Origin of the sequence: Glycomyces luteolus (assembly GCF_027622875.1) — a bacterium.
GTDB classification, from domain to species: Bacteria; Actinomycetota; Actinomycetes; order Mycobacteriales; family Micromonosporaceae; genus Glycomyces; species Glycomyces luteolus.
In genome coordinates this window covers 24,954-42,507 of sequence record NZ_JAPZVP010000008.1, presented here as the reverse complement: position 1 = coordinate 42,507, position 17,554 = coordinate 24,954, and the positions used below count along the sequence as shown (strand labels likewise).

The window sequence follows — 17,554 nt, the reverse complement described above, 5'->3', positions numbered from 1 at the left end:
CCTCGCCCCCGCCGCGGCCTCCCCCCGCCCCCACCCCCCGGGCGGCCCCCCCCCGCGGGGCGCGCCCCGCCTTTCGCCGTCGGAACCAAGCGGCCTTCGGGTCGGGGCCGTACCGGTTGGCGCCCTGGGTGCCCCCAGGGCCCCGCCTTCGCCGTATCCGCTTACGCGCCTTTGGGATTGGGTCCGTACCTGTTCGGTCCCGGCTCGCTGTCGAACAGGTTGAAGACGAGCAGGACGATCCAGCCGACAAGCGGCACGAGCCCGATCCACCACCACCAGCCGGTGCGGCCGGTGTCGTGGAGTCGGCGCACCTGCACGGCGATGCTCGGGATGAGCACCGCGAGGCCGTAGAGCCAGCCCAGGAAGTTCCAGAAGTTCGGGTCGTTCTGGTCGTTGCCCAGGCACTGGAGGATCGCGCCGATGACGGCGTTGACCAGGACGAACCACCAGAACTCGCGACGGCGAGAGCGGCCGCTGAACACCGCGTACTTCTTGAGGGCGGTCATGTACCAACTCATGGCGTGCCCCTTCCCCGCTCCGGCGGAGCGATCGCCTTGAGCGGCCCCGAACGGGGCCGCCCAGCGCGATCGTAGGACACCACCGTCGGGAACGGACCGGATTCAGCGCCCCGCGCGGGCATTCGAACGCAAGGTCCGGCCCACGGCCACGGTCGCGACGAGCACCAGCACGGCCGCGACGACCGCCACCGACCGCAGGCCGTCGGTGAACGCCGTCTTCGCGGCAGCCATGAGCGCGTCCCCGGCCTCCGCCGGGAGCGTCGCGGCCACGTGCGCGGCCTCGCCCAGGGTCTCCGCGGCCGCGGAGGGCGCGTCGCCCAGCTCGGCCCGGTAGATCCCGGTCGCGAGCGAGCCGAGCAGCGCCACGCCCATGGCGCCGCCGAGCTCGTACGCGGTCTCGGAGATCGCCGAGGCCGCGCCGGCCCGGTCGGCCGGAGCCGCCGCGAGGATCGCGTCGTTCGTGACCGTCTGCGCCAGACCGGAACCGCCGCCGATGAGCGCGAACGCCACGGCGACCACCGCCGCGCCCGCGTCGACGCCGATGAGCGTCATCGCGGCGAACCCGGCGATGACGAACGTCAGACCCCCGATGATGGTGCGCCCCATCCCGATCCGCTCGGACAGGCGGACCGCGAACAGCCCGGTCACCACCGAGACGGCCATGCCCGGCAGAAGCAGCAGCCCGGCCTGCATGGGGGAGAAGCCCAGCACCAGCTGCAGGTACTGCGTCAGCAGGAACAGCGCCGAGATCATCGCGAACACGATCGTGAAGTTCGTGGCCAGCGACGCGCTGAAGCGCCGCAGCCGGAACAGGCCCACGTCGATCAGCGGGTGCTCCAAGCGCTTCTGGCGCCGCACGAACCACACGCCCGCGACCGCGCCCGCGGCGACGGCGGCCACCGCCGCCACCGTGATGCCGTGCTCGGCGGTGGTCTTGACCCCGTACACGAACGGGAACATCGCCAGGAACGACAGTGCGACGCTCGGCAGGTCGATCCGGCCCGGGTTCGGGTCCTTCGACTCGGGCAGCAGGAACGGCGCGGCCAGCACGACCGCGAGCGAGACGGGAGCGGCCATGAGGAAGACCGAGCCCCACCAGAAGTGCTCGAGCAGCCAGCCGCCGAGGATCGGCCCGAGCGCCGCCCCGGCCGAGAAGCCCGAAGCCCAGATCGCGATGGCGAACTTGCGCTGGCGGTCGTCGTGGAACAGGTTCCGCATGAGCGCCAGCGTGGTCGGCATGAGGGTCGCCCCGGCGAGGCCGAGCAGCGCCCGAGCGGCGATGAGTGCCTCCGCGCTGGGCGCGTAGGCGGCGAGGACGCTCGCGACGGCGAAAGCGGCGGAGCCGATGACGAGCAGTCTGCGGCGGCCCACGCGGTCGCCGAGCGTGCCCATGGTGACCAGGAGTCCGGCGAGCACGAAGCCGTAGACGTCGACGATCCACAGCAGCTGGGAGCTGGTGGGCGCGAGGTCCTCGGACAGGAACGGCACGGCGAAGCCGAGCACCGTCATGTCGATGGAGATGAGCAGCACCGGGAGCACCAGCGTCGCCAGTGCCCAACCCTGCTTGGCGCTGATGCGGGCGCGGGGCTCCTGCGGTGCGCGAAGCGTGGCGGCCATGGGTTTCACTCTTTCTAGACTTGAGCCGCGGCACGGCTCGCGAGGCGGCATCCCAGACGCCGGGTATGCCGGAGGCCGACATACCCCTCGACTGTACCGTCCGGACGGTACAGTTGGCACCAGGAGGAAACATGAAAGAGCCGGAGATCACCACCCGGGACCGCATCCTGAATGCGCTCCAGCGGCTCCTCGTCGACGAGGGCAGCGCGGGCGTGACCTTGGAGAAGGTCGCCGCCGAGGCCGGTGTCTCCAAAGGCGGCCTGCTCTACCACTTCAGATCCAAGCCCGACTTGTACGACGGCCTGGCCCGCCGCTTCCGCGAGCAGGAGGAGGCCAACATCGCGCGGGCCCGGGAGGCGGGCGCGGTCGAGACCTTCCTGCGCGTCTCCGAGATCGAGTCGGCGGAGTCCGCCGCGGGCCTGTGGGCCCTGCTCACCGCGATGCGCGGCAAGGACCAGCTCTCCGAGACCGCGCAGGCCGACGTGCTCTTCATCTTCGAAGGCTGGGCCGCGCTCCTGCGCGAGCAGATCGAGGATCCGATCACCGCGGAGATCGTGCGCCTCGTCGGCGACGGCCTGTTCCTCTCGGCCCTCTCCGGCGCCCCGCTGCCGTCCCAGGAGACCGTCGACGCGATCCTGCAGCGGCTCAAGGACGCCGCCGGAGAACCGTGATCCCGAAACCTGAGCGGACTAGTGTGGCCCTCGTGCATGAGTACCGAGTCCTCGACAGCGAAACCATCCACCGCGGCTGGGCCTACGACCTGACCGCCGAGACCATCGCGATGCCCGGCGGCGGCACCGCCAGGCGCGAATTCCTGAAGCACGTCGGCGCGGTCGTCACCGTGCCCATCGACGAGGAGGGCCGCGTCGGCCTCATCCGCCAGTACCGCGTGCCGCCCAAGGAGCACATGTGGGAGTTCCCGGCGGGCCTGCGCGACATCGAGGACGAGGACCCGGCCGTCGCCGCGCGCCGCGAGCTCGCCGAGGAGGTCGACCTGCAGGCGGCCGAGCTGGTCAAGCTCGGGGAGTACTTCACGACCCCGGGCATCTCAGACGAGCTCATCCACTACTACCTCGCCACCGGCATCTCGCTCGTCCCCGAGGCCGACCGCCATGAGCGCACCGACGAGGAGGCCCACATCGAGCTCGTGTGGTGGGACCTCGACAAGGCGCTCGCCGCCGTCGCGGACGGGGAGATCCGCAACGGCGTCTGCGCGCTGGCGCTGACCCTTACGAAACTGCACCTCGACCGCAACTAGCCCTTAACAACGAAGGCGCACGCTCACATGGCCCGTCGCATCATGGTGCGGCGGGCCGCTTTACGATCACGGCGACGACGCCGTCCGAACCGCTGAACCCACAAGGAATGCGGGCTCCTGGACGTCTGGCGTCCTAGACTGCCCGTGCGGGATGCCGACCGGCCCCGAACTGGCACAACGCTTCGGAAGGAACCCGCACGTGAAAGTCGCCGTCCCCCGCGAGATCAAGAACAACGAGTACCGCGTCGCCCTCACCCCCGCCGGGGCCCACGAGCTCGTCGCCGCCGGCCACGACGTCGCGATCGAGACCGGGGCCGGCCTCGGCTCCGCGATCAGTGACAACGATTACCGCGAGGCCGGGGCCCTCATTTACCCCGACGCCGATTCCACTTGGGGCGCAGGCGATCTCGTCCTCAAAGTCAAGGAGCCGATCCAGGACGAGTTCCACCGGATGCGGCCCGGCCAGACCCTCTTCACCTACCTTCACCTCGCCGCGAGCGTCGAATGCACCGACGCGCTGCTCGAGCGCCACGTCACCGGCATCGCCTACGAGACCGTCCAGACCGCAGACGGGCGCCTCCCGCTCCTGGCGCCGATGAGCGAAGTGGCCGGGCGCCTCGCCGTCCAGGCCGGCGCGTACCACCTGCAGCGGCCCGAGGGCGGCCGCGGCACCCTCATGGGCGGCGTCCCCGGGACCGCGCCCGCGCGCGTGGTCATCATCGGCGCGGGCGTCTCCGGCATGAACGCCGCCGCCATCGCGGTCGGGATGCGCGCCGACGTGGAGCTCCTCGACCTCAACATCGACAAGCTCCACGCCGCCGACGACCTCTACCAGGGCCGCCTGCGCACCACCGTCTCCAACCGCTTCGAGGTCAAGCGCGCGTGCGCCGAGGCCGACCTCGTCATCGGCGCCGTCCTCGTCCCGGGGGCCAAGGCCCCCACCGTGGTCGACGAGGAAGTGCTCGCCGAGATGAAGGACGGCGCGGTCCTCGTCGACATCGCCATCGACCAGGGCGGCTGCTTCGCGCACTCGAAGCCCACGACCCACGACGACCCCACGTTCACCCACGCGGGCAAGCTCTTCTACTGCGTCGCGAACATGCCCGGGGCCGTGCCGAACACGTCGACGTACGCGCTCACCAACGCCACGCTCCCGTACGTCATGAAGCTCGCCAACCTCGGCTGGGCCGAAGCGCTCAAGGCCGACCCGGCCCTCGCGCGGGGCCTCAACACGTATGCCGGGCAAGCGGTCAACGAACCCGTCGCGATCACGCACCATCTGCCGCTCAAGCCGATCGCGCAGGTGCTCGCGGAGAACTGACGTCCTGACAGGACCTGGGCCGCCCCCCGCGCAGCGGGCGAACTCACGCCGGGTGCCTCGGAGTCTCCCAAGCCGTCGACAGCCTCGATACACTGACGTACAGTCGCTAAGACAGGCAATGGTGAGACGCCCGGCACCCGGTGTCGACCTCGCACCCGGAGGCGCGAAGAAATGAGCAGTGTGGACAGCAACGACAAATGGGCGGCCCTGCGCGGTGCCGCGCAGATGCCTCCCGCTGACGGAACCGAGGACCTCTCCTCGCCCGACCCCGAGGCCTACACGAACAAGCGCGAGATCCCGCAGCCCCAGCCGCTGGAGCGCCACGGCCCGGCCCGCGTCATCGCCATGGCCAACCAGAAGGGCGGGGTCGGCAAGACCACCACGACCATCAACCTCGGTGCGGCCCTTGCCGAATACGGCCGGAAGGTCCTCCTCGTCGACTTCGACCCGCAGGGCGCGCTCTCGGTCGGCTTCGGCACCAACCCCCACACGCTCGACCTCACCGTCTACAACCTCCTCATGCAGGACGACGTCGACATCGACGACGTCATGGTCAAGACGAACGTCGCGGGCCTGCGCCTCCTCCCGGCCAACATCGACCTCTCGGCCGCCGAGATCCAGCTCGTCAACGAGGTCGCCCGCGAGCAGACCCTCGCCCGCGTCCTGCGGCCGGTCATCCCCGACTTCGACTACATCCTCATCGACTGCCAGCCCTCCTTGGGGCTCTTGACGATCAACGCCCTCACCGCCGCCCACTCCGTGCTCGTCCCGCTCGAGTGCGAGTTCTTCTCGCTGCGCGGCGTCGCCCTCCTCCTCGACACCGTCGACAAGGTCCGCGAACGCCTCAACTACGACCTCGAACTCGACGGCATCCTCGCGACCATGTACGACTCGCGCACCACGCACTCCCGCCAAGTGCTCCAACGCGTCGTAGAAGCCTTCGGCGACAAGGTGTTCTCCACCGTCATCACCCGCACCGTGCGCTTCCCCGAGACCACCGTCGCGGGCGAGCCCATCACCACCTGGGCCCCCGCCTCCTCGGGCGCCCGCGCCTACCGCCAACTCGCCCGCGAGCTCATCGCCGCAACAGACAAGTTATGGGGCCATCGCCCGCACTCAGGAACAATCTGAGCCGCGGCTCCCTCGTCAGACTGCCCCTGAGCACGACCGCTGACCCCGAATTCCTTCCCACGCCGACATATCGACGTGGTTCCCGTCCCGCCCGTCTAAGCTTGCGTGCGTGACCGACCAGCAGCCGCCCCAGCTCCCGACCCAGCGGGAGGGCGAACCGGAGGAGGCCGAGAGCGGCTTCCACGTCCGGCTCGCCAATTTCGAGGGCCCGTTCGACCTGCTGCTCCAGCTCATCGGCAAGCACAAGCTCGACGTCACCGAACTCGCCCTCCACCAGGTCGCCTCCGAGTTCATCACCTACGTCACCAGCCTCGACGACGCCTGGAACCTCGAGGAGACCTCCGAGTTCCTCCTCATCGCGGCCACCCTCCTCGACCTCAAGACCGCCCGGCTCCTGCCCGGCACCGTCGTCGACGACGAGGAGGACCTCGCGCTCCTCGAAGCCCGCGACCTCCTCTTCGCAAGGCTCCTGCAGTACAAGGCCTACAAGGAGGCCGCCGGAGCGCTCGCGACCTTCGTCGAGTCCGCCGCCACCCGCATCCCCCGCAACGTCGGCCTCGAAGAGCGCTACAAAGGCCTCCTCCCCGAACTCGTCCTCGACCTCACCCCTGAAGACCTGGCCGCCCTGGCGGGCAAGGCGATGGTTCCCAAGCCGCCGCCCACCGTCGGCACCGGCCACATCCACATGCAGCGCGTCTCGGTGCGCGAGCACGCGGTGATCCTCTCCCGCCGCCTCCAGCGCGTCCATACCGCGACCTTCCGGGCCCTCACCTCGGACTGCGAGTCCCACCTCGAAGTGGTCGCCCGGTTCCTCGCGCTCCTCGAGCTGTACCGGGAGGCCCTCGTCGGGTTCGAGCAGATGCAGGCGCTCGGGGAACTCACGGTGCGCTGGCTCGGCGGCACCGGCAACACCGAGATCGACATCGACGAATACGCGGGCACGCCCGCGGAACCGGAAGCACCAGCGGGGGAGAACGCATGACCGAGCACCTGGGGGAGTCCCTCGAACAGGACCTGGCGACGTGGAAGATGCCCGGCGCGCGCCAGGAGGCCGCGCCGCTGCGCCCCGACACGCCCGCCGACGAACCGGCGAACGACGACGAGTACTCGGCCGCCCTCCAGGCCCGGACCGAACCCGAAGACGACGAACCCGAGGTCACGGCCACGAGCCCCGTCCCCGACGACGTCGACCTCGGCGCGGTCCTGGAGGCGATCCTCATGATCGCCGAAGAGCCCCTGAGCGAGGAGTTCCTCTCCTCGGTATTGGCGCGGCCACGTTCACAGGTGCGCGAGCAGCTCGGCCGACTCAGCGCCGAATACACTGGTGACGGACGCGGATTCGATCTGCGTCGCCAAGCCGGAGGCTGGCGCTTCTACACCCGGGCCGATTACGCCCGCTACGTGGAGCGGTTCGTCACCGACGGCGCCTCCGCCCGCCTCACCAAGGCGGCGCTGGAGACGCTCGCCGTGGTGGCCTACCGCCAGCCGGTCACCCGCGGCCGCATCTCGGCCATCCGGGGGGTCAACTGCGACGGCGTCATGCGCACGCTGGCGTCGCGCGGCCTGGTCGAGGAGTGCGGGACCGACCCGGACTCGACGGCGACGCTCTACCGCACCACCACCCTGTTCTTGGAAAAAATCGGACTGGACACGGTCGAACAGCTGCCAGAGCTGGCCCCGTTCCTACCGGACGACGTGACGGATATCGAGGAAGATGAACAACGCTGACGAAGAGGGCATCCGCCTGCAGAAAGTGCTGTCGCAGGCCGGGATCGCCTCCCGCCGTGCCGCAGAGGACCTGATCTCCCGCGGCAAGGTGAAGGTCAACGGTGAGCGCGCCCACCTCGGCCAGCGCGTGGACACGTCGAAGGACATCATCCACGTCTCGGGCAAGCGGGTCGTGACCGACGTCGACAAGGTGTACTTCGCGATCAACAAGCCGCGCGGCATCATCTCGACCATGGAGGACGACGAGGGCCGCCCCTCGCTCGCCGGGATCGCCAAGGGCATCGACCAGCGCGTCTTCCACGTCGGCCGGCTCGACACCGACTCCGAGGGCCTGCTGCTGCTCACCAACGACGGGGAGCTCGCCAACCGCATCATGCACCCCTCGCACGGCCTGCCGAAGGTCTACCGGGCGCAGGTCGCCGGGATCATGGACCGCAACACCTGGAACAAGCTGCTCAAGGGCGTCGAGCTCGAGGACGGCCTCGCCAAGGCCGACAAGCTCAAGATCATCGACGAGCACGCCGGTCAGTCGTTGATCGAGATCACCATCCACGAGGGCCGCAAGCACATTGTGAGGCGGCTCATGGACGAGGTCGGGCACCACGTCTCGCGCCTCGTCCGCACCGAGATGGGGCCGGTCAAGCTGCGGAACCTCAAGCCGGGGACGATCCGCAGGCTCACCCCGAACGAGGTCGGGGAGCTCTTCCGCGAGGTCGGACTCTAGCCTGCTGTACTGACGGAAGGGCAAGGCCCGATTAGGGTTCGGGCATGTCAACCATTCTGAACGTGATCTGGTTCGTCCTGGCCGGGCTCTGGCTCGCCATCGGCTATTTCCTCACGGGCCTGCTCTTCTGCATCTTCATCGTCACCATCCCGTTCGGCATCGCGAACATGCGGCTGGCCGGATACGTGCTGTGGCCCTTCGGGCGCACCGTCGTATACGACCGGAACGCCGGGTGCTTCTCGCTGCTGGGCAACGTCCTGTGGCTGATCCTCTTCGGCTGGGAACTCGCGCTGGCGCACCTCGTCACCGGTTTCCTGCAGGCGATCACGATCATCGGCATCCCGCTGGCGGTGGCGAACTGGAAGATGATCCCGATGGCGCTGTGGCCGATGGGCGCGCGGGTGGTCGAGCGCCGCTGATCCGCGGCGTCCCCGATAGCGAGGCCATTTCGCACGCATTCACGGCTCCGCAGGCGTTCGCCGTGGGTTACCAGGTAGAACCGGGCATGATGTAGGTTTGCTTGGTTTGCAGTTGAAGAACGGAGCGCGACAGTGCCTGAGCAGAAGAGCGGACCGGTCGTCGCGATCGACGGCCCGTCCGGGGCCGGGAAGTCGACCGTGGCCAAGACTTTGGCGACCGCGATCGAAGCCGCGTACCTCGACACCGGCGCCATGTACCGCGCCGCGACGCTGGCGGTCCTCAACGCCGGCGTCGACCCCTCGCAGACCGCGCAGGTCACCAAGACCGTGAAGAACGCGAAGCTCGAGTTCGGGACCACCCCCGAGGACCCGTTCACCCGCGTCGACGGGGAGGACGCCGACCTGGCGATCCGCAGCGACGACGTGACGAAGGCGGTCTCGGCGGTGGCCGGGAACAAGTCGGTGCGGAAGTTCCTCATCGACGAGCAGCGGCGGATCATCGCCGATGCCAAGGCGGGCATCGTGGTCGAAGGCCGCGACATCGTCTCGGTCGTCGCCCCCGACGCCGACGTCAAGGTCTACCTGACCGCCGACCCGGTCGAGCGCGCCAAGCGCCGCGCGGCCGAGAACGGCGCCGACGCGAACACCACCGCGAAGGACATCGAACGGCGGGACACCGCCGACTCGAAGACCACCAAGCCCCTGGAGGCTCCGGAGGGGGCCGTGGTGATCGACTCCACGACGCTGCCGATCGTGGAGGTAGTGGCCAAGATTCTGGCCTTGCTGAGCAACAGGGAAATTGATGACTGACGAAGCGACCTGGACCGACGACGACGGTTGGAGCGAGAGCGACGACGTCGACGAACGCGGTCCGGTCCCGACGGTGGCCGTGGTCGGCCGCCCCAACGTGGGCAAGTCGACACTGGTCAACCGCATCCTGGGCCGCCGCGCCGCGGTGGTGCAGGACGAGCCGGGCGTGACCCGCGACCGCGTGGCGTACGACGCCGAGTGGGCCGGGCGCGAGTTCAGCCTGGTCGACACCGGCGGCTGGGACCCGGATGCCGAGGGCATGGCGAAGTCCATCGCCATGCAGGCCGAGCTGGCGATGCGCACCGCGGACGTGATCGTGTTCGTGGTCGACTCCCGCGTGGGCCCCACCGACGCCGACGAGGCGGCCGTGCGCATCCTGCGCTCGACCCGCAAGCCGGTCATCCTGGTGGCCAACAAGGCCGACTCGGAGCGCCAGGAGGCCGAGGTCCACGAGCTGTGGAGCCTGGGTCTCGGCGAGCCGTTCCCGATCTCGGCGCTCCACGGCCGCAACTCGGGCGACCTGCTCGACAAGATCATCTGGGCGTTCCCGGAGCAGCCCACGGGCCAGCTCAAGGAGCGCGGCCCCCGCAAGGTGGCCCTCGTCGGCCGCCCGAACGTCGGCAAGTCGAGCCTGCTCAACCGCATCGCCGGCGAGGACCGCGCGGTCGTCGACAACGTCGCGGGCACCACGGTCGACCCGGTCGACTCCGTCGTGGAGATCGATGGCGAGGACTGGATCCTGGTCGACACCGCGGGCCTGCGCAAGCGCGTCAAGTTCGCCTCGGGCACCGAGTACTACGCCTCGCTGCGCACTGAGGCGGCTGTCGAGGCCGCCGAGGTCGCCCTGGTCATGCTGGACGCCTCCGAGCCGATCAGCGAGCAGGACCAGCGGGTCCTGACGCAGGTCACCGAGTCCGGCCGCGCGATGGTCCTGGCGTTCAACAAATGGGACCTGGTGGACGAGGATCGACGCTACTACCTGGAAAAAGAGATCGACCGCGAACTGGGCCAGGTCTCCTGGGCGCCGCGCGTGAACGTCTCGGCCATGACCGGCCGCGCCGTCGAGAAGATCGCCCGCTCGCTGCGCGAAGCCCTCGAAGGCTGGGGCCAGCGCATCAGCACCGGCGAGCTGAACAAGTGGATCAGCGACCTCCAGGCCGCCACGCCGCACCCGGTGCGCGCCAACAAGGCCCCGAAGGTCATCTACGCGACCCAGGCCGCCGCCGAACCGCCGCGCTTCATCCTCTTCACGAACGCTCCGTTCGAGAAGCAGTACCTGAAGTTCATCCAGCGCAAGCTCCGCGAGGACTTCGGCTTCGTGGGAACGCCCATCGAACTGGTGGTCAAACCCCGCGAATCCCGCAAGAAGGACAAACGCAAATAGCCAGACTCACACCGGGGACCTCGCCTCCGAGGCCCCAGGGGCTATAGGCTAAAGTTGTCACCGCTGCGGACAACGCGGCGGAAAACGGGCTGTGGCGCAGCTTGGTAGCGCACTTGACTGGGGGTCAAGGGGTCGCAGGTTCAAGTCCTGTCAGCCCGACAGTGAAGCCCCAGGTCAGGGACAATGTCCCAGGCCTGGGGCATTGTCGTCTGTAGCTCTCGCTTGTCATTCGCTTGTCTCGATGAACCAGGATGCCTCGGATCGCCCCGGCACGGAACTCCCTGGCTCTATGATCCGGGTCACTCGAGAGCAAACCACCTGAGGACCCATGGCTACATGCGTTGCTACAGAAGCGGACTGGACTTGGGATATATCTCGATCACGAGCTATTTGGGTTTCGCTTGAGGGACTGCCTGATGCAAGGTGCTGCAGCCGTGGAACATAGCCAATTCAGTCTTGAAGGACCTTGATTGGTCCCACGCGTGGTGGCCCCCAACGGAGGCATTGTGAAGCCTCGGACGCCGGGCTCATAACCTGGAGGTCGGTGGTTCAAATCCGCCTCCCGCTACCACGAAATACCAGGTGAAACCCGGTTTCCTCGAAAGAGGGAGCCGGGTTTTTCCATGCCTGTTGCTCGTTCGTTGCTCGGATGAACCATGATGGCGCGGGACTCTTCGGAATGGCTAGACCTTGGTCTAGTGATTCAAGCCACTTTGCATGAAGGGTCGGCGACGCCCGGGGCAAAAGAGTAGAGCGGCGACTTTAAAGCGGGCAGGAATCCAGGGTGCGACCAGGAACTATTGCGGCGGCTTTCTCAGTTCTTTGTCGCCCAAGCCGGCGATGACCTCGGCAACCCGGGCTGGTGCGAGGCTGGTCGCCGCGTGGCCTTGGTGGCGCATCAGCACGCGTTCGGTGTTCGGCATGGCGCGTTCCAGCGCGTCGAGCCGCGCGCCCAGGTGCGCGGGGCTTCGCTCGCCGCCAAGCAGCACGATGGGCACATCGATTCGCGCGTACTCCTCCAGCCGGAGGCCGATCTCGTCGATGGCCGCGCAATCGTCGAGTTGGTGCTGGGCGAGCCGACCCATGCGGGGAACCAGCGGGATGGCGGCCGCCGACATCCAGGCGGCCCATGCCGGGGTCTCCACGATGTCGCGCATGAAGATCGCCAGCGCCCTTCCCGGCTTCCCGGCGTCCATGGCGACCTGTGCCCTGGCCAGCACCTCGCCGCCGAGCGGCGGTCCGATCACGCAGGGTGGTTCGTACAGCACCGCGCCTGCGAACGCCTCGGGCATCGCAGCCAGTGCCTCCAGCGCCAGCACCGCACCGGACGAGTGCCCGACGATCAGCGTCGGCCGGTCGATGAGCTTCGTCAGGGCGCGGACATGCTCGACCTCCTCCGCCATTGTGCATCTTCCGCCGGTCTTGAGGTCCGGCCGGTACTGCCGGCGGTGCAGTCGCAGTGTTCTGAATCGTGGATTGAGGCGGGCGGTGACGAGTTTCCATGACGCGCCATCGTCCATGCCGCCGTGGAGGAGCAGGATCGCCGGGCCCTGTCCTTCGTCGTAGGCGCGCACGCTGGTGCCGTCGAGTGCGGTTGTTGTGACCACTGTTGGAGCCTTTCCGTTCAGGCCTTTTGCGAGGCGAGTCGTTTGAGCAGCCACCAGCCGATTCCGCCTGCGTAGACCGTGCCGGCCGTCAGGTAGGGCCATGGGTTCCCGCCGTCCCAGACTTCCCAGAAGGCTTTGGCGGGCCAGTAGGTCGGGATGAGCCCGAAGCCGAGCATCGCGGGGTGGTCGAAGAAGAACGGGACCATGGGGAGCCCGAACAGCAGCATGCCGATGGCGCGGACGATCGCCAGTCCTTCGACCTTGTTGCGGGCCAAGGCGGCCAGGCCGAAGCCGACCATTGTGGCGTTGAGGCCGCACAGGACGGTGATGGGGACGGAGGCGGCGATGATTCCGGCCGGGACCTGCCCGGTCAGCGCCATCGCGGCCACTAGCGAGACTGCGGTGGCGGCGACGGTGGTCGCCGCGCGGTAGAGCGGGTAGCCCATCGGCGGTGCGGGGGTCACCCGTAGCGCCGCGAGTGTTCGCTGGTCCTTGTCGTCCATGAGCAGCATCCCGCAGACGGCGCCGAGGACGGCGATGGGTCCGATGACGATGAAGGCGCTGAGGATGAGTCCGTGGTAGGGGACCAGGTCGAAGCCGTGGTCGCGGTCGAGGTAGCGGGTGAACATGGGCAGCAGCCACATCGTGGCCGCGTAGATGAACGGGCCGAAGACGATCCCGGCGAGCAGGCTGTCGCGGCGGATGTTGCGCAGGTCGTTGCGGCCGAAGGCCGCGATGGCGCCGGGCATGTCACCGGCCTCCTTCGCTGGCGGCGATGTGCCGGTCGAACATCTTGCGGGAGAGGAGGCCGAGCACGGCGAGCGCGGCGACCGGGTAGGCGAGGGCGTAGGCCCATTGCCAGGCGGTCAGGTCGACTTGGCCGAACGAGTGGCCCATGAGCAGGAGCACCCCCTGCGTCGGGATGAGGTAGGTGATCGGGTGCTCCCACAGGCCCGAGTAGTTGATGAGCGGGACGTTGAGGACCGCGAGCACCAGTGTGGAGGGGATGATCCACTCGCTGATCGAGGTGAACGGCGTCGCCGAGATGAAGCTGCACGTCAGGAACAGCAGCGCGCACAGCACCACCCCGGCCGTGAACGAGAGCGGCTCGAAGTCGAGGCCGACGCCCGAGAACGCGATGACCACCGACAAGAGCAGGCTCAGTGCGGCGAGCGCGGTGAGCTTCGCGGTGTAGTAGTCGCGGAAGCGCAAGGGGGAGACCAGGAGCGCGAAGAGCGTGCGCTCGCCGCGTTCGAAGAACACGGCCCCGGCGATGAAGAAGAACCCGACCAGGGCTAGGTCGCCGAAGATGATGTAGGTCATCGAGACGGCCTTGAGCTGGGCGGGGATGAGGTAGACGACGACCTCCCAGAGCAGCGCCGAGAACGCCGCCGCGTACAAGAACCCGTACCGCCATTGTAGGCGCAGTTCGAGCCGCAGGGCTTGGGCGAGGACGCCGGTCATGACAGCTTCCTCCCGGTGACGTCGATGAAGACGTCCTCCAGGTCGGCCTCCTGGGAATGCACGGATTCGATCGCGGCCTCTTGCAGGAGCGAGCGGAACGCCTCGTCCTCGCCGAGTCCGTCGAGCGGGAAGTCTTTGGTGGCCAGGTCGTCTGAGCCGACTGCGCGGTAGGTGACGGTGACCTGGCGCCTGCTGCGGGAGAGCTTGTGCTCGGTGGGGGAGGCCAGGGCGGTGATGCGGCCGTCGACGACGAAGGCGACCCGGTCGCACAGCTGGTCGGCGGTGGTCATGTCGTGGGTGGTGAGGAAGACGGTGCGGCCCTCGGCTCGCAGTTCGCTCACGATGTCCTTGACGATGCGGGCGTTGGTGGGGTCCATGCCGGAGGTCGGTTCGTCGAGGAACAGCAGTTGCGGGCGGTGCAGGAGGGCGCGGATGAACACCAGGCGCATCTGCATGCCCTTGGAGTACTTGGCGACGCGGGTGTGGGCGGCGTCGGCGAGCCCGACCCGGTCGAGCAGTTCCATGGGGTCCTCGGTGGGGCCCTGGTAAAGGGAGGCGAAGAACTGGAGGTTCTCCAGGCCGGTGAGCTTGAGGTAGTGGTTGGGCAGTTCGAAGGAGACGCCGATCCGCTCGTAGTACTCGGACTTCCAGGCGGCGGGGTCCTTGCCCCAGACCGCGACCGAGCCGCCGTGGCCCGTCAGCAGCCCGGTGAGGATCTTCTGGGTGGTGGACTTGCCGGCGCCGGAGGGGCCGAGGAAGCCGAAGATCTCCCCGGCGTCGACGGTGAAGTCGATGCCGCGCACTGCCGGCTCGGGGAACTGGGGTAGGTGAAGGTGAGGCCTTCGATGTCGATGACATGGCTCATCGGGGTCACTGCTTTCGCTGTTCGTGCCAGAGGGTTTCGATGCGTCCGTACTGCTCGGCGAGGAAGGTGTACATCTCGTTGGCTTCCTCGAGGCGTCGGCGGGACTCAGGGGGCGCGTCGGCGAGGAGTTCGAGGCCGCGTTCGGTCTGTTTGATCCACTCGCGGGCCTGCCTGGCCTTCTCGGCGGCCTCGTCGAGCCAGAAGCCGGGGCGCAGCCGCCAGTGGGTACGCCGCGATCCGGGGACGGCGTGGCGCACGACGGCCTTGTTGGCCGACAGCATCTTCATCGCCATGCTCACCGAACCGCGGCTGATGTCCAGTTCTTCGGCGAGTTCTTCCGCCGTCTGGTGCGGTGGCTCGCAGACCAGGAGCCAGCCGAGGATGCGCCCGGGGATGCGGGGGAGGCCATAGCCTTCGAAGTAGAGGCCGATTTCGTCGGCGTATTCGTGCCTGCCGGTGCGTTCGCCGCTCATGGCGTCTCCTTTCGATCGCGGCTTCGACCGTACTCCTAATGGTCAAATATTTCAATAATAATTGAAATTTTTGAGATGTCACAGCCAAGCCAGGTGGTACTGAGGTGCGCGAAGAGACTCTGAGGGCGGCGCGGTCCTCGGCCGCCGGTTCAGCTCGGTTCAGGGATGCAGTCGGGGTGTTCCTTCGCCAGCCAGGCCGCCATGTGCTCGCGTAGCTCGCATCGCAGGTCCCACTGGTCGCCGGGGTTGGCCGCGGAGACCAAGAGCCGCACCCGAATCACCCCGCCGGTGGCGTCGAGTACCGCAACGCTCGCTTTGCGTCCGTCCCAAAGCGGATTGCCGTCTAGGAACCGGCTCAGCTCCTCGCGGACCTCGGCGACCGGCAGCGCCAGGCCCGCGTCGAAGACGACCGAGCCGAGCACTTCGGGCGTGTCCCTGGTCCAGTTGACGTATGGGTGCTGCGTGAAGTAGGAGGTGGGGAGCACCATTCTCCGGTCGTCCCAGATGCGCACCACCAGGTAGGTCAGGGTGATCTCCTCGATCGTGCCCAGTTCGCCCTCGATCACCACCACGTCGTCGAGGCGAAGGGCGTCGCCGAAGGCGAGCATGATGCCCGCGAACAGGTTCTGCAGCATGGTCTGCGCGGCCAGGCCCGCGATGATGCCCGCGACGCCGGCGGCGCCGAGCATTGAGATGCCGACTTCGCGAAGCGCGGGGATGTTGAACAGCACCAGCCCGATCGCGACCGTCCAGACGATGACCGAGGCGAGCCGGTAGAGGATCACCATCTGCGTGCGACGGCGCCGCCCTTCCACATCGTCTTGTTCGAGCCCGTCCCAGCGGCGGTGGATCGGCTCTTTGGCGACGCTGAGGAGATTGGAGAGGAGCCACGCGCCCGAGGCGGCAGTGCCGAACAGGAGGGACTGGCTCAGCACGGCGTTCCAGTCGCCGCCCCAGCCCTGCTGCCCGTGCTGGGCCGAGAGCAGGATCTGCAGGCCGCCGGTGACGGCCATCAGCTGGGCGGGGCGCAGGGCCTTCCCGATGAGGCGGGAGGCGTTGGCGGAGCGGTGGCGCAGCAGCAGACGAGTGGTCGCGAGTTTGGCCGCGCTCACGGCGAGCGCGCATGCGATCGCCACGAGCGTGATGATCAGCCAGGGGGCGGGGGTGGGCATGTCCACAGCGTAGCGGCGAATGCGACGAGTGCTCGGTCCTCAACTAAGGTCCCACGGGCGCTCGGTCGGCTCCGCCGGTCGAGTGGTTTTGCTGCGGTAGTGTCGGGGTTGGTGTGCCGGGAAGTCTGGTCGGCGTGGTTGTTCGCTGCCCGACGATCGGAGCCCATTTGCGCACTCTCTACAGGTCCAAGGCCGACCGTGAGGTCGTCGCACGGTGGTGCCGTTCCCGGCTCGACGCCTGGGCCGTGCCGCACCGGTGCGAAACGGTCGATGTCGCTGACGCCCGGGTGCATCTGACCTTCGTCGGTGCCGGACCGTTCCGCGTCCTGTTCGTGCCCGGCACGAACTTCAACGCCGCCAGCAGCCTCACGATCGCCGAGGCTCTCGCGCGCCGTTGGGGTGTCATCCTCGTCGACCTGCCCGGGCAGCCGGGCCTCGGCAGCGGCGAGCGCCCGCGCGCCGCGCATCGGGGTTGGTACGGGGGCAAGCTCGCCGAGGCCCTCGACGCGATCGATGCCGAACCGGTGGTGGGACTGGGTCATTCGCTCGGCGGCTCGGTGCTGTTGGCGTGCGACTCCGATCGGATCGCCGGACGGGTCCTCCTCGCCCCGGCCGGCATCGTCCCGCTGCATGTCGACTTGTGCATGATGGTGCCCTCGCTGCGGTGGCTAGTCGCACCGACACTCGAGCGGACCGAGTCGATGCTGGACGGCTTCACCGCGCCCGGCAATGTGCCACCGGCGGCGGTCGCGCGATGGCTGTACTTGGTCGCCTCCCATTGCCGGTCCACGCTCGCGCCCCCGCCGCTGCCAGACGAGACGCTGCAACGGCGCGTCGACTCACCCCTGATCGTTGCGACCGGCGCCCATGACCGGTTCCTCCCTCCCGAACGCCTCGGACCGGCAGCCAGGGAGCAGCTCGGGGTCGATCTCGAAGTGATCGAGGGCGCCGGTCACCTCGCCGGAGACGAACGCCCCGAAACGGTCACCGATCTGGTCGACGTGCTGATGAACCGTGTCGACTCCCGAGCCGACCGTGCTTGAACCGATACTCCTCGCCCGCC

General features: G+C 68.4%; 18 protein-coding genes, 1 tRNA gene and 1 pseudogene. 12 read left to right on the top strand and 8 right to left on the bottom strand.

All coding sequences use genetic code 11. The features are described from left to right. Positions 1 to 161: 161 nt before the first annotated feature. Both O1R50_RS11735 and O1R50_RS11730 read right to left on the bottom strand, forming a co-directional pair. Complete coding sequence (locus tag O1R50_RS11735; RefSeq protein ID WP_270110211.1) at positions 162 to 518, bottom strand: DUF805 domain-containing protein; 357 nt, start codon at positions 516 to 518, stop codon at positions 162 to 164. A 102-nt stretch (positions 519 to 620) separates the two neighbouring features. Beyond that, positions 621 to 2,135 (bottom strand): MFS transporter, encoded by a 1,515-nt coding sequence (locus O1R50_RS11730; RefSeq protein WP_270110210.1) that lies wholly within the window; start codon positions 2,133 to 2,135, stop codon positions 621 to 623. A 131-nt stretch (positions 2,136 to 2,266) separates the two neighbouring features. Here O1R50_RS11730 and O1R50_RS11725 point away from each other — a divergent pair, with 131 nt between their 5' ends. The 11 genes from O1R50_RS11725 to O1R50_RS11675 all read left to right on the top strand — a co-directional run bounded on the left by O1R50_RS11725 (position 2,267) and on the right by O1R50_RS11675 (position 11,069). Further along, positions 2,267 to 2,806, top strand: a complete 540-nt coding sequence (locus tag O1R50_RS11725; protein WP_270110209.1) for a TetR/AcrR family transcriptional regulator — start codon at positions 2,267 to 2,269, stop codon at positions 2,804 to 2,806. Between the two features lie 32 nt (positions 2,807 to 2,838). Beyond that, positions 2,839 to 3,393 (top strand): NUDIX domain-containing protein, encoded by a 555-nt coding sequence (locus O1R50_RS11720; RefSeq protein ID WP_270110208.1) that lies wholly within the window; start codon positions 2,839 to 2,841, stop codon positions 3,391 to 3,393. Positions 3,394 to 3,592: 199 nt separating this feature from the next. Next, positions 3,593 to 4,714: an alanine dehydrogenase gene (ald, locus tag O1R50_RS11715; protein ID WP_270110207.1), complete on the top strand. Its 1,122-nt coding sequence runs from the start codon at positions 3,593 to 3,595 to the stop codon at positions 4,712 to 4,714. A 225-nt stretch (positions 4,715 to 4,939) separates the two neighbouring features. Further along, positions 4,940 to 5,845: a ParA family protein gene (locus O1R50_RS11710; protein WP_363535428.1), complete on the top strand. Its 906-nt coding sequence runs from the start codon at positions 4,940 to 4,942 to the stop codon at positions 5,843 to 5,845. Positions 5,846 to 5,954: 109 nt separating this feature from the next. Next, positions 5,955 to 6,827 carry a segregation and condensation protein A gene (locus O1R50_RS11705; protein ID WP_270110206.1) on the top strand — a complete coding sequence of 291 codons (873 nt, stop codon included), beginning with the start codon at positions 5,955 to 5,957 and terminating at the stop codon, positions 6,825 to 6,827. Beyond that, a complete protein-coding gene (scpB, locus tag O1R50_RS11700) occupies positions 6,824 to 7,573 on the top strand; it encodes an SMC-Scp complex subunit ScpB (RefSeq protein WP_270110205.1) in 750 nt (249 codons plus the stop codon). Before O1R50_RS11705 ends, scpB begins: the two co-directional genes overlap by 4 nt. Next, entirely contained in the window at positions 7,560 to 8,297 is a 738-nt protein-coding gene (locus O1R50_RS11695) for a pseudouridine synthase (protein WP_270110204.1), read from the top strand. Before scpB ends, O1R50_RS11695 begins: the two co-directional genes overlap by 14 nt. 44 nt (positions 8,298 to 8,341) lie before the next feature. Then, positions 8,342 to 8,716: a YccF domain-containing protein gene (locus O1R50_RS11690; protein ID WP_270110203.1), complete on the top strand. Its 375-nt coding sequence runs from the start codon at positions 8,342 to 8,344 to the stop codon at positions 8,714 to 8,716. A gap of 132 nt (positions 8,717 to 8,848) precedes the next feature. Further along, positions 8,849 to 9,526, top strand: a complete 678-nt coding sequence (cmk, locus tag O1R50_RS11685) for a (d)CMP kinase (RefSeq protein WP_270110202.1) — start codon at positions 8,849 to 8,851, stop codon at positions 9,524 to 9,526. Then, positions 9,519 to 10,910 (top strand): ribosome biogenesis GTPase Der, encoded by a 1,392-nt coding sequence (gene der, locus O1R50_RS11680; protein ID WP_270110201.1) that lies wholly within the window; start codon positions 9,519 to 9,521, stop codon positions 10,908 to 10,910. Before cmk ends, der begins: the two co-directional genes overlap by 8 nt. Positions 10,911 to 10,995: 85 nt before the next feature. After that, positions 10,996 to 11,069, top strand: a tRNA-Pro gene (locus tag O1R50_RS11675). A 638-nt stretch (positions 11,070 to 11,707) separates the two neighbouring features. Here the strand turns inward: O1R50_RS11675 and O1R50_RS11670 are convergent. The 6 genes and pseudogenes from O1R50_RS11670 to O1R50_RS11645 form a co-directional block, all read right to left on the bottom strand. Next, a complete protein-coding gene (locus O1R50_RS11670) occupies positions 11,708 to 12,517 on the bottom strand; it encodes an alpha/beta fold hydrolase (protein WP_208495597.1) in 810 nt (269 codons plus the stop codon). Between the two features lie 17 nt (positions 12,518 to 12,534). Beyond that, on the bottom strand, positions 12,535 to 13,266 hold the full coding sequence (locus tag O1R50_RS11665; RefSeq protein WP_208495596.1) for a hypothetical protein: 732 nt from the start codon (positions 13,264 to 13,266) through the stop codon (positions 12,535 to 12,537). A gap of 1 nt (position 13,267) precedes the next feature. After that, positions 13,268 to 13,981 (bottom strand): fluoroquinolone export ABC transporter permease subunit, encoded by a 714-nt coding sequence (locus tag O1R50_RS11660; RefSeq protein WP_270110200.1) that lies wholly within the window; start codon positions 13,979 to 13,981, stop codon positions 13,268 to 13,270. Further along, a pseudogene (locus tag O1R50_RS11655) lies at positions 13,978 to 14,846 on the bottom strand (ABC transporter ATP-binding protein). Before O1R50_RS11655 ends, O1R50_RS11660 begins: the two are co-directional and overlap by 4 nt. Positions 14,847 to 14,851: 5 nt before the next feature. Beyond that, entirely contained in the window at positions 14,852 to 15,319 is a 468-nt protein-coding gene (locus O1R50_RS11650; protein ID WP_270110197.1) for a GbsR/MarR family transcriptional regulator, read from the bottom strand. 149 nt (positions 15,320 to 15,468) lie between these two features. Continuing rightward, positions 15,469 to 16,491, bottom strand: a complete 1,023-nt coding sequence (locus O1R50_RS11645) for a mechanosensitive ion channel family protein (RefSeq protein WP_270110196.1) — start codon at positions 16,489 to 16,491, stop codon at positions 15,469 to 15,471. Between the two features lie 113 nt (positions 16,492 to 16,604). Here O1R50_RS11645 and O1R50_RS11640 point away from each other — a divergent pair, with 113 nt between their 5' ends. Next, on the top strand, positions 16,605 to 17,534 hold the full coding sequence (locus O1R50_RS11640; RefSeq protein ID WP_270110195.1) for an alpha/beta fold hydrolase: 930 nt from the start codon (positions 16,605 to 16,607) through the stop codon (positions 17,532 to 17,534). Positions 17,535 to 17,554 lie beyond the last annotated feature (20 nt).

Bases quoted from the DNA above. Each gene is read 5' to 3' on its own strand.
- O1R50_RS11650 (WP_270110197.1), bottom strand. From the start codon at position 15,319: ATGAGCGGCGAACGCACCGGCAGGCACGAATACGCCGACGAAATCGGC.
- O1R50_RS11645 (WP_270110196.1), bottom strand. From the start codon at position 16,491: ATGCCCACCCCCGCCCCCTGGCTGATCATCACGCTCGTGGCGATCGCA.
- O1R50_RS11660 (WP_270110200.1), bottom strand. From the start codon at position 13,981: ATGACCGGCGTCCTCGCCCAAGCCCTGCGGCTCGAACTGCGCCTACAA.
- O1R50_RS11735 (WP_270110211.1), bottom strand. From the start codon at position 518: ATGAGTTGGTACATGACCGCCCTCAAGAAGTACGCGGTGTTCAGCGGC.
- scpB (WP_270110205.1), top strand. From the start codon at position 6,824: ATGACCGAGCACCTGGGGGAGTCCCTCGAACAGGACCTGGCGACGTGG.
- O1R50_RS11665 (WP_208495596.1), bottom strand. From the start codon at position 13,266: ATGCCCGGCGCCATCGCGGCCTTCGGCCGCAACGACCTGCGCAACATC.
- O1R50_RS11730 (WP_270110210.1), bottom strand. From the start codon at position 2,135: ATGGCCGCCACGCTTCGCGCACCGCAGGAGCCCCGCGCCCGCATCAGC.
- O1R50_RS11695 (WP_270110204.1), top strand. From the start codon at position 7,560: ATGAACAACGCTGACGAAGAGGGCATCCGCCTGCAGAAAGTGCTGTCG.
- O1R50_RS11690 (WP_270110203.1), top strand. From the start codon at position 8,342: ATGTCAACCATTCTGAACGTGATCTGGTTCGTCCTGGCCGGGCTCTGG.
- O1R50_RS11710 (WP_363535428.1), top strand. From the start codon at position 4,940: ATGCCTCCCGCTGACGGAACCGAGGACCTCTCCTCGCCCGACCCCGAG.
- O1R50_RS11725 (WP_270110209.1), top strand. From the start codon at position 2,267: ATGAAAGAGCCGGAGATCACCACCCGGGACCGCATCCTGAATGCGCTC.
- der (WP_270110201.1), top strand. From the start codon at position 9,519: ATGACTGACGAAGCGACCTGGACCGACGACGACGGTTGGAGCGAGAGC.